A 13,740-nucleotide genomic window follows, 5' to 3' on the forward strand; every position below is an offset into this window, starting at 1 on the left:
AGTTTATGCTTAAGCGCCGATTTTATCTTTTTTATTGCCACGCTTGGCGTTTCGATCGATGTATTCAATTATCTTTCCAGCCACATTTCGGCGAGTAATCTTCTCAATTCCAAATCCTGGACTAGCATTAACTTCCAACACCAAAGCACCACGGCTTGATCTCATGAAGTCGACTCCGGCAACCGTTAATCCCATTGCCTTAGCGGCTTTCACGCACATTTTACGTTCAGAATCCGTCAATTTTATACTGGTTCCTTCGCCGCCCTTGTGCAAATTGCTACGAAAATCATCGTCCAAACTCTGACGCTTCATACTAGCCACCACTTGACTACCAACCACAAACGCACGAATATCGACACCAGCCGACTCCCTAATAAACTCCTGTAGCAATACGTTGGTGCCGTCAGAATTTGTCAAATAAAATGCCTGCAGAACCGACTTGGCAGCCTTTTTAGTTTCCGCCAGAACCACGCCATTTCCGTGCGTACCACGCGCCAACTTAATAATCGCCGGCATACCACCAATCTCTTCAATTAGCGAATCAATGTCAGTCGCGTTTCGGGAAAAGACCGTCTTCGGAATCGACACTCCCGCTTTAACTAATAACTGTGTTGAGCGCAATTTATCCCGCGCCCTAGTAATTGCAATCGAGCGATTCATAAAAAACGCCTTCGGGTGCATCATTTCTAGTTGACGCAAAACCGCTGTTCCATACTTTGTCATATGGCTCGCGATTCGCGGAATCACCACGTCAAATTCACCAATCTCTTTACCCTTGTAAATAACCGTCGGATGCTTTTCGTCAATTGAAACGTAGCAGTTTTTATACTTAATAACCTTGACTTGATGACCGCGCTTTTCAGCCTCTTCTTTCAGGCGAAGCGTCGAATAATTAATGTTGCCGTTAGATAAGATTGCAATTCGCATTATTTTTCTTCACCTTTCTGATGATATTTTTTATAAAATTCGTATGGATTCAATTTTATTTCTTCATTAAGACTAGTAGTTACGGACGGTTTTTTCCTGCGAACATTTTTTCTTGAGACATCCACTAGGAATTTTCCAGAAATCGACCGTCTTCCGATTAGCACAGGGAATTCATTTTTTGATCGATCAGACAAATTCATTAACATTTTAATTTTTCGCCCACTAATTTTTACCCAAAAGTGCGTTCGATAACGAATCTGCTCATGCCCCATTGCGGAGCGCACCCTCGCCACCGAATAATCAGTTCTCTTAAATATTTTACCATTATAGTACGGCGAGCCTTCGCCAAACAGAGAAAATTTCAACACCCCATCTTTATCAATGCGAATATTACTCGCCCAAACCGCACTGGAATCGGCGCCCGTATCAATTTTAGCTGGGACTTTTTGCGCTCGCTCGCCGAAGTTCACAAACTCGGTTGACCCAATAATGGATTTTTCTTTCATACGTCAATATTATGGCATAATTTATGATATATATCAATATCTAAGCTGTGCTTATTTAAGAGAATAGCCCTCGTTTTTTCGCGCCCTTAAACTGCTCCAAAAGCTCCTTCTGCTTTTTAGTCAATTTGGTTGGCGTATCAACAATAACACCCACAATATGCGGACCACGAGATTCACTATGTAAGTGCGGCACGCCATGGTCTGACAACTTGAAGTCGGTGCCGCTCTGAGTACCCGCTGGAATTTTCATCGTTATCACGCCGTCCACAGTTTCCACATCAATCTCCGTTCCCAGCGCCGCATCAACCATAGAAATATGCTCTTCGCTAAGAATAATATTACCCTCACGAGTGAATTTTTTATGCGCCTTAACGCGAATGTGGACATATAAATCACCTCTACTACCACCAGCAATTGCTTCTCCACGATCTCGCAGACGAATTGTCGCGCCATCATCAATCCCTGCCGGAATTTTAATAGTGATATCCTGATTCTGTCGGGTCGTGCCTTTTCCTCGACAAACTGAACATTCTTTTTCAGGAACTTTTCCCTTACCGTGACAAGTTTCACAAACAACCGCCTGCTGAATTTGCCCAAACAGCGAATTCATCGTTCGAGTTTGCTGACCCGCACCCTTACAAGTTGGGCATGTTTTCATTCCAAATCCAGGCTCGGCGCCATCGCCATGACAATGCTCACATTCAACATCCAGCATTAAACTAATTTTCTTTTCTACACCAAATACCGCGTCTTCAAAACTTAGTGTTACACTAGTTTCAACATCACGCCCACGCGAACGACCATTTCCAGCGCCGCCAGCCGCACCACCGAAGAATTGGCTAAAAATATCACCTAGTCCACCGTCACCAAAATCAAAGTGAACGTTTTGACCGCCGAATCCACCAAATCCTTCAAACGGATTACCAGAAAAACCGCCACCAGACGCGCCACCAACGCCAGCATGACCAAATTGATCATAACGCTGTCGCTTCTGTTTGTCTTTCAGAACTTCATAGGCTTCATTAATTTCCTTAAATTTAGCCTCGTCGCCACCCTGTTTGTCAGGATGATATTTGATTGCTAATTTACGAAAAGCCTTTTTTATCTCATCTTCAGAAGCGGTCTTTGGAACGCCCAATATTTCATAATAATCACGCTTGCTCATACCTTATATATTATACGCGTTTAGCACTCTCAGTACAAGAGTGCTAAGTCCAAAAAAGGCCACTCTTTTTATCGAGCAGCCTTCTTTGTAAAGACGTTAAGTTTATTTTTCGTCGACAATTTCGCCTTCGACCGGCTCATCTTTATCAGACTTTTTGTCGCCAGCTTCGTCAGCTTTTTTATCGTCGGCTGATTGTTGATACATCTTAGCCCCAATTGGCATAATCGCATCATTCAAGGCTTTAATTGCAGCGTCCAATTCGTCCTTATCTTCAGAATCTTTGTGCTTTTCAGCCTCTTCGACAGCCTTTTCAATCGCTTGCTTGTCGTCGTCAGAAATCTTATCTTTGAATTCGTCCGGCATTTTCTTTGCCTGATAAATAGCGTTTTCAAGCTGATTCTTCGTATCGACAGTTTCGCGTTTTTTCTTATCTTCGTCCGCGTGAAGTTCGGCTTCTTTTTGCGCCTTCTCAATATCTTCCTTACTCATATTGCCAGAGTTTTGAATAGTGATTGATTGCTCTTTGCCTGTTCCCTTGTCTTTAGCCGTAACATTAAGAATACCGTTGGCGTCAATGTTAAAGGTCACTTCAATTTGAGGCACACCGCGCGGTGCTGGCGCAATACCGTCAAGCACAAAACGACCCAAACTTTTATTATCATTGGCAAATTCGCGCTCACCCTGAAGAACGTGAATTTCCACCTGAGGCTGGTTATCCGCAGCCGTCGAGAAAACTTCACTCTTGCTTGTTGGAATCGTCGTATTTCGGTCAATCAACTTCGTCGATACGCCGCCCATCGTCTCAATTCCAAGAGAAAGCGGAGTCACATCCAGAAGCAACACATCCTTAACATCACCAGCCAAGACACCACCTTGAATTGCGGCACCAACAGCCACAACCTCATCTGGGTTCACGCCTTGCATTGGATCTTTTCCAAAGAAATTCTTTACGCGCTCGACCACAGCTGGCATACGAGTCATTCCACCAACCATAACTACATTGTTAATATCGGACTTAGAAAGCTTGGCGTCCTTCAAAGCCTTTTCTACTGGACCATCCAAGCGATCCAATAAATCCTTAACCAAATCTTCCAACTTGGCACGACTCAAGCTCATCTCAAAGTGCTTTGGACCGTCAGCATCGGCGGTAATAAATGGAATGTTGACTTCATATTCCGTAACCGTCGACAATTCTTTCTTTGCCTTTTCAGCCTCATCCTTCAGGCGTTGCATCGCTGCATTATCTTTACGAAGATCAATTCCTTCCTTCGACTTGAAGTCGTCCAAGAAGTAATTGACAATAGCGTTGTCGAAATCTTCACCACCAAGGTGTGTATCACCATTGGTTGCCTTAACTTCAAATACGCCGTCACCCAGTTCCAGTACCGACACGTCAAACGTACCGCCACCAAGGTCGAACACTACGATAGTTTCGTCGTTCTTACCCTTCTCCAGACCGTACGCCAAAGCCGCAGCTGTTGGTTCGTTGATAATACGCTTAACTTCTAATCCGGCAATTTTACCAGCATCCTTAGTCGCTTGGCGCTGCGAATCGTCAAAGTAAGCTGGCACCGTAATCACTGCCTCTGTTACTTTTTCACCCAAGAAAGCCTCGGCGTCAGCCTTGATTTTACTAAGAATCATTGCTGAAACTTCTTCTGGCGTGTATTCCTTATCGCCCATTTCGACTGCCACACCAGTACCTTTTTTAACAATCTTGTACGGCATGATATCCAAGTCTTTTTGCACTTCCTTGTCATCAAACTTACGACCAATCAAACGCTTAACGCCGTAAATCGTGTTTTTTGGATTTGTTACACGCTGACGCTGAGCAACTTGACCGACGAGTCGTTCGCCCTTTTTATTAACCGCAACCACAGATGGCATAGTGCGATTACCTTCAGCATTAGAAATAACCTCTGGCTTGCCAGCTAGCATATACGCAAACGCGCTGTTGGTTGTACCGAGGTCAATACCAATAATTTTACCCATATGATTCCCCTTTCTGTTATGATCACATCTGGTCTATATCTTATATTCATTCTAGCACTCTTTCGTGGCGAGTGCCAACTATCTCAGTATAAATAATTAGCACTCTCATGTCAAGAGTGCTAAACATAGTTTTTTCTTAATCAAATTATTGACGAGCAACTTTTACCATTGCGTCGCGAATGACTGAACCATTCAAAGTATAGCCAGCACGAAGCTCCTCGGCAACAACTTCCTTGTCGCCATCCGTTGATTCGTCAAATTGAACAGCCTGATGAAATTCAGGATTAAACAAAGTTCCGGGTTTGGCGTCAATTTTCTCCAAACCAATCTCCTTCAATTGCTTGTCAAGTTGCTTATTCAGACCAGCCACGCCCTTAACCCACGCATTATCTTGAATCTCCTCTGGGACGTTAGCAACAGCTCGCTCAATTGTATCAATAACTGGCAATAATTTCATCACCGACTTAGTTTGACCCAACTCATGAGCTGATTGCTTTTCTGTCTCCACGCGCTTACGATAATTCTCAAAATCCGCTCGAGTCCGCTGCAGATCCGACGTCAGCTCAGCAACTTCTTTCTCTAAATCTTCAGCTTTTTTATTCTTCGTCATTTTTCCTCCTTTTAAGCACTACAAGACTTCTTCCAACATCGCACCCGTACGGCGCACCAGCTCCATCGTTCGACGATAATTTTGTCGCGTCGGACCAATCACACCGATGTAATTATCGCCGCCAGACGATGACTTAAATTTACTTATAATCAACGTAGCTCCACTACTTTTACCGATTGGGTTTTCGCTACCAATAAACACATTTAGCGGTTCGTCCGGTGCCGCTTCGCGCAGCCACGGCTCGATATTGTCAATCAATTTAGCAACCGCCTGGACGTGATCGCCATCACCAAACTCTGGCTGACTGAATAACTGAGTCATTCCGTTCATATACAAACTCGAACCAAACGACGCAAAACCAAAATTGCCAGTCATTTCCACCAAACCATCAACTGCTCGACGAATCGCTTTGTCTGAAGTATCAACATTTGAATTGACGTGCGCCTCAATTGCCTTCGTGCTGCTATCAATACCACTCGGCAATTCCGTCATTTGCGCCGCCGTGATTCCATTGACATAAAAACGATATCCCTTATCTGTCGGAATTCGACCTGCGCTCGTGTGGGGCGCCTCAATAAATCCCATCTCCTCAAGTTTTGCCATCTCACTGCGAATCGTTGCGCTACTCACGCCAAATAACTTGGCTAGCGTTACACTACCAACTGGCGCCGCAATTTCAGCGTATTGCTCAATAATAGCGACAAGGATTGCTTGTTGACGTTCGGTCATAGTCCAATTATATCGCAAATCTAGCACTCATACAAGCAGAGTGCCAAGCCTTATCGTCTTTCCGTAAAGTAGCGCGCTGCATCTGAAGAGAACAACATCATGATCATAATATGCACGCCAATTGAGATCAAAAGCAGCATAATCGACGCATTAATTCGCCCAATTGTCACGGATAAAGATTCGGTGACAATAGCTAATGTCGCCACAGAAAGTAGTGAGATTCGCGCCCGACTACTTCCTCGAAGCAACAACCCAACCAGCACGATTTCCGCCACGACCAGCAGAACATTAAAGCCAGCCATCATTGACAACATAGTATTCGCGGCATTTATATCAATTCCGTCAATATTCACAACCTGCACCAAAGTCGTCGGCCAGCTAGAAAAGTCCACCAACATTTGCCCAATTGTGAATAACGACGCCAGAATCATTAGTCCACCGCCAATTAAAATCTGCGGTGGTCGGCGACTCCAAAGCTCTTCCAATAAAGTTTCGTGATTTCGTGGATGACGATCATAAATTGTGCCATCCATAATCACCCCGAGCCGCGTTGAAGCGGTGACATTATCACCAGCCTTTATTCGACCAACTCCCAAAATTGGCAAATCGCCATCAGTGCGGATAGAATCTCCAAGACCATTGCGCGAATGATAACCCGTTGAAAAATCCTTTAATATCGTCACTCTAACATTTTTATTGTTACTTTTAACTGACTCAATGATATAATCTCGTTCAATATCAATATTCTCGTCAATTTTATGTGTGAACTGAAAAGTAAACAAAGAAAAGCCAACACTCTTATCGTATGTACCAGCCGCCAACCAATCAACTCGATGACCGCCAGGAAGAAGCCAGCCAGTTGGGCATCGCCAAAACCTAACGTGATGACGACGCCTTGGATTGCCGTCAACTTCCTGCTGATAAGCAAAGTCTTGCCGTCTGCCAAACAAAAATGCTGGCGACACTGGCGCATTTGGATAACTACGACCACTAAGCACAGTAAGCACCATTTTCCAAGCTGATCTTGGAGTTATGTCATCCGCCAAAACCCAGCCAGCCTCAGTCATTGCCTTATGGAGCTTTTCTTCCGAGCCACGCACGCTCAAATTGACAGGGTCGCTTAATACTCCGTCCGCCGTTCGCGTCCTGCCGATAAAATAATTCGGTACGTACATATTGCTCAAAATTCGATGAAGTCTAGGCAACGCCAAATATGCTACAATTATCCACACAACAAAGAATAAGCCAACCAGCCACCAACCGCCCGTCGCCCAACCTTCTCTAAGCACCAACCACGCCAACCAAAACGACGCCAAACCTGCAAAGATAAAAAAGGATTGGTCTAACAATGCAGTCAAGGTCTTCAAGGAGCGATCTTGCCTGGCTGCTATTTTTTTTGGAGTTTTTGCTGAACTCATAGATTAATTATATCATTGAGGAGATTTCGAGCTACCAAACGCGCCTCGTCATCTTGACGCTTAAACACGTCGCCGCGCAAAATAATTTCCTCGGTCACTCGAATTGCTCGCTCCAAATCGTCATTGATAATCACGTGATAATACGGAACTTCAAGCGCGTAAGCCAACTCTTTTATCGCTGAAGCATGGCGCTTTGGCCACTCCGCCTGAAAATCTTCTTCGGTTGCATAACGCTTTTTTAATCGCTCAATCCAAGTTTGGCTATTTGGCGGCACAATAAAAATCGCAATGCTATCTGGCGCCAGTCGCTCATACTCCTCCACGCCCTGAACGTCAATGTCGGTAATTGCCACGCGGTTCTGATCATGCGCTAATTTCAGCTCAGCCACCGATGTCCCATAAACTGTACCGTGGACAAACTTTGCCTCAATAAATTCATTATTTTGTAGCATATTTTCGGCAGTTTGCAAATCAATAAAGTGATAATCAATTCCATCTTGCTCGGCACATCCATTATTTGTGCGTGGCGCACGCGTAGTGTGAGAAACAATATCGCGAAACTCCGTCGACTTCAGCAATTGTTTTTTTATCGTGTCTTTGCCCGCACCAGAAATTCCCGCGAGCAGCGCAATTTTCGTACTTTTGACCAACTCAATTGTCGATTCAGTTGGCTGATAATTTGTAATAAGATCTTCAATACTTAGCATAATATTTACCTATAATAACTCATCAAGTACAGATTGCCAATTGGGAAATTCAGAACTTCCAAAACGAATAAGCCGACCAGGAAACTCGCCCGCACCATTCGCCGTCCGATCGTCAATCAAAATATCGCCTCGACTCAAATTCTTTGCTGACGAAAAAATAACCTTACGGAAGAAAACATTATCCGAACCTTCGCCGCCAAAATACTTTTTCACCCACGCCAACTTATCACCCAAAGCCGTCGGATTTTCCCACGGAGAGGAAGATAAAATATATAAATCGTATTTGTCTTTCAGAGCGTAAACCGCCTCGATAGCTCCAGGCATAGGTTCCATCAAAGAAAAAATTCCTGGAATATTATCGTGCTGACCAGCAAACTCATCAATCAACTCGGGCGATATTTTTGTTAAAGCAGATTTGAAATCCGCCAAAACACCATCCATATCAATATAAACAATAGGTTTTTTCATAATTAATCCCTTTTTAGCATCACCATAAACGCTTCACTTGGTATGTCAACTTTGCCGAAGCGCTTCATTCGTTTTTTACCACGCGCCTGCTTGGCGAGAAGCTTCTTTTTACGACTGACATCGCCGCCGTAAAGATAACCCGTAACGTCCTTTCGGTAAGCGCCGATATTTTCCCTGGCAATAAATTTACCACCAATTGCCGCCTGCAATGAAACCTCAAAGCTCTGGCGCGGCACAACTTCTTTCAATTTCTTAACAATCTCACGCCCCAAATGTTGAGATTCTGACCGATGGCACATTACGCTCAACGAATCAACCATTTCGCCCGCCACATAAAAATCGACGCGCACCAAATCTTCCACTTGATAATCTGCCAACTCATAATTAAACGAACCGTAGCCGCTGGTAATAGATTTCAATTGGTCATAAAAATCCGTCAATAAATTCGCAAGTGGCGCCGCAAATGAAATCAGCGCCCGCTCGTCAATGTAACTCAGGTTTTTCTGGCGACCACGCTTACTCACAATCAGCTGAATCACCGCACCAATGTAATCCTGCGGCACGACAATTTCGCCATCAATCCACGGCTCGCGAATCTCTTTTATTTGCGCCGGGTCGGGCAATTCACTAGCAGATTTAATATCCAGCTCCTCTCCATTCGTCAAACTAACTTGATAATCAGTACTCGGATTGGTCACAATCAAATCCAAATTATATTCACGCTCCAATCGCTCGCGAATAATGTCCATATGAAGCAGACCCAAAAATCCGATTCGCACACCATAGCCCAAAACCGGCGAATTCTCCGGCTCGAATTGCAGCGCCGAATCGCTCAGGCTCAACTTTTCAATTGCTTCTTTCAGGTCATTATAGTCTTCATTGGACACCGGGAAAAACCCCGCATAGACAAACGGCTTAACTTCTTTATAGCCTGGAAGTGGCTGGACGGTAATTTTTTCAGTCATAACTATTTGTTATTATATCAGCTCAATGTTTTTATATAAACGCACAGTAAATCGCTACTTGCATACCTACTTATTCTCAGCAAATTATTCCTTACACACTGAGGTCTAATCTATAACTGCTCAAAAATCTTATGAGCTTGATTCTTGCTAATAGTCTGAACCAGTTCAGCGTAGCTCATCCACCGACCGCGTTTAGCTTTGTCGCGACGATAATCCTTCTCGTCAGTAATATCACCCTTAACTATCACATCAACATTACGCCAAGCGATCCAAGGTATGTCATCGCTCAAAAAGCTATAATCTAGATGAACATAATTTTCGTTGATCAGTTTATAGTCTGACGATGAAAATCCGCGCGCATACAACTCGCGGAGAATAACGTCTGCTAGTTCGGCAAAGTTGTCAGCAGTGACATACAGAAAGTCATCGTATTCTTCACCAAGTTCGTATGATCGTCCATTCATAAAAATACTATACGAATCATCGTCAACAATTTTCTCGTCCAACCACACGCGGTGGTCGCGTGTTATCGGAATTACGCGACATCTAATCTTCTCTGTAAAGTTTTTGAAATTACTCATAATCGCCAACAACAGATATATCAATACCTATTTCGTGCATTTTATTACATCTGCGCTTTTCAATACTGGTATGTACTATTTCCACTGTCGCGTCTGGTTGATCTTGTGCTTCTCAAAATACACTTCCGCCAAATTGACATCAAACCGATTTGCCAATTCCATCAAATAGTTCAGCACGTCCGCGAACTCCTCGCGCAGATTGTCGTGATTGTCAGGTTTTTTCTCACCCTTAAATCCTGTCTCTTTGCGAACTGCTTTTGCCAGCTCGCCAACTTCCTCAGTAAACAATAAGAACACTTCAGTGACAGAATTTTTATCCCACCCCTTCTCTTTACATGTTTGATCGAGGTGTTTTTGTAATTCAGTTAAGCTGATTGTTTGTGGATTCATGATTTTTCCTTCTTTAATCTTAATTAACTTACACTTGATGGAATATAAACATAGCAGGAAGCAAGAATCTGCTCGCTATCCAATCCTATTTTTAATTACTATTATACTCTGATTTATCAAACAATATATCACTTTGGTTAAATATTTTTTCCTGTGATAGTCCAAAATCTCTACCAGCAACTTTTTTATGAAGTTGCTGGTTTTGTTTATATAACTTTTATAAAGAAGTAATAAAAGTTAAACCGCCTAATATCACTCCCGCTGCATTGGGAATGATGAGGATCCAGTCTTTTTTAGGTTCTTTTGTCCAACCATAGATTACCCAAATTAAACAAGAAACTGCTGCGAATAGTGGTTGGAATGGTTGAGCTTTTTCTCCTTGTAGGTTAGCGATAATTTGTGGAATATATGCAATAAAGACAAGGATCCCAATAAAAGCTCCAATAGATCCGACAAAGCGATTAATTTTTTGTTTAGACATATAATACCTCATGAGGTTTTATTATATTATAAAGGAAAAGATGCTGTCAATAATTTTGTGTAAACACTCTAGTAGAGTCTTCAAACAAAGTAACTAAGTAACGTTCCAGAGCCTCCTCGTTAGGAAAAAGAACCTTCTATTTCGTTTGACGTTTGATTTCTTTATTAAGAGACTTAATGAGTTTTGTCGAATAAATGCTATGCCAAATCTGGTAAGGAAACTGATTTCAGCAATCATACGCGTCAATACTACGAACCAACGCCAAAAAAATTCAGTTAAGCTTATTGTTTGTAGATTCGTGGTTTCCCTTTTTAATCTTAATTAAATATCTCCCCAGTGTTACCGTATCGCCAACCCGCGCCTCGCGTGTCGTTTTCAGGTTTGTCACAATATAGCCAATTTCGCCAGTTTCAAGCGAAGGGTCGGGTTGCATGGCTGGGTTAAGATGACCGACTTCCAGAGCTAGTCCATCTGCGCCAGTCGCCATCATTCGGATAGATTCGCCCTTTTTAATTCGCCCGTCAACCACCCGCACGTATAAAATCACGCCACGATAATCGTCATAATAGCTATCAAAAATCAACGCCCTAGTCGGACCATCAGCCTCGCCAGTTGGTGCCGGAATTCGCTCGACAACCGCATCCAAAACCTTATCTACGTTTTGACCAGTTTTAGCAGAAATATGAATAATCTCGCTCTCGTCGCAACCCAACAAATTAATAACTTGTCTGGATACGCGCGGTATATCAGCGGCCGGCAAATCAACCTTATTCAAAACCGGAATAATTGTCAAATCCTGCTCCATTGCCAGATAAACATTCGACAATGTTTGCGCCTGAATTCCTTGGCTGGCATCAACCACTAATATCGCGCCCTCGCAAGCCTGCAAACTACGCGAAACTTCATAGCTAAAATCGACATGTCCCGGAGTGTCAATCAAATTCAGATCTACATTTTTATATCGCATTCGCACCGGCGCCAACTTAATAGTAATGCCTTTTTCCCGCTCCAAATCCATCGAGTCCAGCAACTGCGACTTCATCTCGCGCTTTTCTACCGTCCCAGTCATCTCCATCATTCGATCGGCCAGCGTAGACTTACCGTGGTCAATATGAGCAATAATACAAAAATTCCGAATATTTTCCATTAGTCCTTAAACTCCAATCGTCCAAATAACACTTTTTTCAATCGCGATAAGATCGGGTCAATTTCTGGCAATTTTAGCCACTTCGAAGCCGCGGCATACGCGCCAAAACTAACCATTGAAATGATAACGAATTTCGGAAAAGCGCTAAAGAAGCTGTCGTCATGGTAACGAAATGGCAAAACCAACACACCAATATAACAAACTACACCCGTAATAATTCCAGCAAGTATCATCTTAAAAATCGCTCGCACAAACGTCATATCGAATAATTTTGGCATTTGACGATTCATAACCGCCAAAAGAACAACCACTTCCAAAACCGCCACTGTCGATTGAGCCCAAGCCAATCCATACGCGCCCATTTTCAAGACCATCGATAAAACAATTGCTAAAATAATATTCAAAGTAATCGAGAAAATTGAAATATACAGCGGAGTTTTCGTATCTTGTCGAGCGTAAAATGCTCGCGCAGCCATATGGTAAATAGTTCGGAATAAAATTGCCACGACCAAACAGCCCAAAATTCCCGCGATTAGTGGAACACCACCATTACTAATAAAGTGCACGACGTATCCCCTGGTAAAGAAAATCACCACCGACACCGGAAGTGCCATCCAAAAAATAATTCTCAGCAGGGAACGCAGGTCTTTTTGAAATAGGTCATTTCGACCTTCGCCCAAATGTTCAGTCAATTGAGGAAAGGCGGCATTTGAAATCGCCACGCCAATAAGATTGATCGGCATCATATGAAGAGTTAAAGCCTGCTGGTACGCCCTAACCGTTCCATCAGCCAAGCGCGAAGCCAAATTGACCTCGACCAAGCTAACCACATAATCCATTCCTTGATCGACAGAACGCGCTGGCAGCAAAGATAAAACTTTCCTAAAACCCTTGTTTCGCCAATAAATCTTGAAATTGTAATCAAACCCAAGTCCAGCCAAGCCAACCGCGCTGACGATCAATTGCAAAAACGACCCCAAAACCACGCCTAGCGCCACGCCCATAATGCCGCCGTCAAAAATCTGCCAGCCGAATAAATTGACGCCACCAGTAAACCACACCGTACCAATAATAATACCGACGTTATACAGCATTGGCGCCAGCGCACAGAACATAAATCGCCCGACCGCTTGCTGAATACTAGCAATCACCGCCGCAACCGCAAAAATAAACGGATTAACCGCGATCACCTGCATCATACTAACCGCCAAAGCATGGCCAGACTCGCTCAGACCAGGTGCGATTAGATACTTCATCAACGGATCGGCAAAGATAATAATCAACACCGACGCCGCCATGGTTATTAGCGCCATAAAATTGATCATGCTCGAGCTAATTTGCCAAGCCGACTGCTTATTACCCTTGACCCAGCGCTCATTAAAAACTGGAATAAACGTCACACTAAGCGCACCAGAAACCAGCACTGCAAACATAAAATCTGGCACCATGAAAGCTGCCGTATAAGCATCTAGTCCAACCGGGTATCCCGCCGATACTCCATTTTTACTTGGCATGTAGGCTGAGTTTAGTAGACGATCACGGAAAAATCCCAGCAAGCTCGACAGCAACGTCGAGCTAGCCATAATCGTAGCAGCCAATTTAACATTAAGCCGCTGATTTATTTTCGTAACTGTACTACGAACGCGCCCCATAG

Annotated in this window: 15 protein-coding genes and 1 pseudogene; all 16 read right to left on the reverse strand. The window is 43.5% G+C overall.

What is annotated here, in order from left to right; translation table 11 throughout:
* Positions 1-9: 9 nt before the first annotated feature.
* A complete protein-coding gene (locus LRM41_RS03145) occupies positions 10-927 on the reverse strand; it encodes a RimK family alpha-L-glutamate ligase (protein ID WP_178142762.1) in 918 nt (305 codons plus the stop codon).
* Positions 927-1,433 (reverse strand): ATP-dependent zinc protease family protein, encoded by a 507-nt coding sequence (locus LRM41_RS03150; protein WP_243819422.1) that lies wholly within the window; start codon positions 1,431-1,433, stop codon positions 927-929. The genes LRM41_RS03145 and LRM41_RS03150 overlap by 1 nt, the downstream gene beginning before the upstream one ends.
* Positions 1,434-1,488: 55 nt before the next feature.
* Complete coding sequence (dnaJ, locus tag LRM41_RS03155; protein WP_243819423.1) at positions 1,489-2,598, reverse strand: molecular chaperone DnaJ; 1,110 nt, start codon at positions 2,596-2,598, stop codon at positions 1,489-1,491.
* Positions 2,599-2,700: 102 nt separating this feature from the next.
* The gene (gene dnaK / locus LRM41_RS03160; protein WP_243819424.1) at positions 2,701-4,590 is read right to left on the reverse strand and encodes a molecular chaperone DnaK; all 1,890 of its coding nucleotides are present in this window, start codon (positions 4,588-4,590) and stop codon (positions 2,701-2,703) included.
* Positions 4,591-4,735: 145 nt separating this feature from the next.
* Positions 4,736-5,200 (reverse strand): nucleotide exchange factor GrpE, encoded by a 465-nt coding sequence (locus LRM41_RS03165; protein ID WP_243819425.1) that lies wholly within the window; start codon positions 5,198-5,200, stop codon positions 4,736-4,738.
* 18 nt (positions 5,201-5,218) lie between these two features.
* Positions 5,219-5,929 carry a transcriptional regulator gene (locus LRM41_RS03170; protein WP_129631658.1) on the reverse strand — a complete coding sequence of 237 codons (711 nt, stop codon included), beginning with the start codon at positions 5,927-5,929 and terminating at the stop codon, positions 5,219-5,221.
* Between the two features lie 50 nt (positions 5,930-5,979).
* Positions 5,980-7,347: an LssY C-terminal domain-containing protein gene (locus LRM41_RS03175; protein ID WP_243819426.1), complete on the reverse strand. Its 1,368-nt coding sequence runs from the start codon at positions 7,345-7,347 to the stop codon at positions 5,980-5,982.
* Entirely contained in the window at positions 7,344-8,054 is a 711-nt protein-coding gene (locus LRM41_RS03180) for a guanylate kinase (RefSeq protein ID WP_243819427.1), read from the reverse strand. Before LRM41_RS03180 ends, LRM41_RS03175 begins: the two co-directional genes overlap by 4 nt.
* 9 nt (positions 8,055-8,063) lie before the next feature.
* Positions 8,064-8,522: a 5' nucleotidase, NT5C type gene (locus LRM41_RS03185; protein WP_243819428.1), complete on the reverse strand. Its 459-nt coding sequence runs from the start codon at positions 8,520-8,522 to the stop codon at positions 8,064-8,066.
* 2 nt (positions 8,523-8,524) lie between these two features.
* Positions 8,525-9,487 carry an elongation factor 4 family protein gene (locus LRM41_RS03190; protein ID WP_129744684.1) on the reverse strand — a complete coding sequence of 321 codons (963 nt, stop codon included), beginning with the start codon at positions 9,485-9,487 and terminating at the stop codon, positions 8,525-8,527.
* 110 nt (positions 9,488-9,597) lie between these two features.
* Positions 9,598-10,068, reverse strand: coding sequence for a hypothetical protein (locus LRM41_RS03195; protein ID WP_243819429.1), 471 nt, complete (start codon positions 10,066-10,068; stop codon positions 9,598-9,600).
* 75 nt (positions 10,069-10,143) lie between these two features.
* A complete protein-coding gene (locus LRM41_RS03200) occupies positions 10,144-10,458 on the reverse strand; it encodes a dUTP diphosphatase (protein WP_129744686.1) in 315 nt (104 codons plus the stop codon).
* Positions 10,459-10,675: 217 nt separating this feature from the next.
* Positions 10,676-10,939, reverse strand: coding sequence for a SemiSWEET family transporter (locus tag LRM41_RS03205; protein ID WP_061582780.1), 264 nt, complete (start codon positions 10,937-10,939; stop codon positions 10,676-10,678).
* Positions 10,940-10,985: 46 nt separating this feature from the next.
* Positions 10,986-11,162, reverse strand: a pseudogene (locus tag LRM41_RS03210) (transposase); the annotation flags it as partial.
* Positions 11,163-11,210: 48 nt separating this feature from the next.
* The gene (locus LRM41_RS03215; RefSeq protein ID WP_243819430.1) at positions 11,211-12,086 is read right to left on the reverse strand and encodes a GTP-binding protein; all 876 of its coding nucleotides are present in this window, start codon (positions 12,084-12,086) and stop codon (positions 11,211-11,213) included.
* Positions 12,086-13,738: a murein biosynthesis integral membrane protein MurJ gene (gene murJ, locus LRM41_RS03220; RefSeq protein WP_243819431.1), complete on the reverse strand. Its 1,653-nt coding sequence runs from the start codon at positions 13,736-13,738 to the stop codon at positions 12,086-12,088. Before murJ ends, LRM41_RS03215 begins: the two co-directional genes overlap by 1 nt.
* Positions 13,739-13,740 lie beyond the last annotated feature (2 nt).

This window comes from Candidatus Nanosynbacter sp. TM7-087 (assembly GCF_022828365.1).
Lineage (GTDB): Bacteria > Patescibacteriota > Saccharimonadia > Saccharimonadales > Saccharimonadaceae > Nanosynbacter.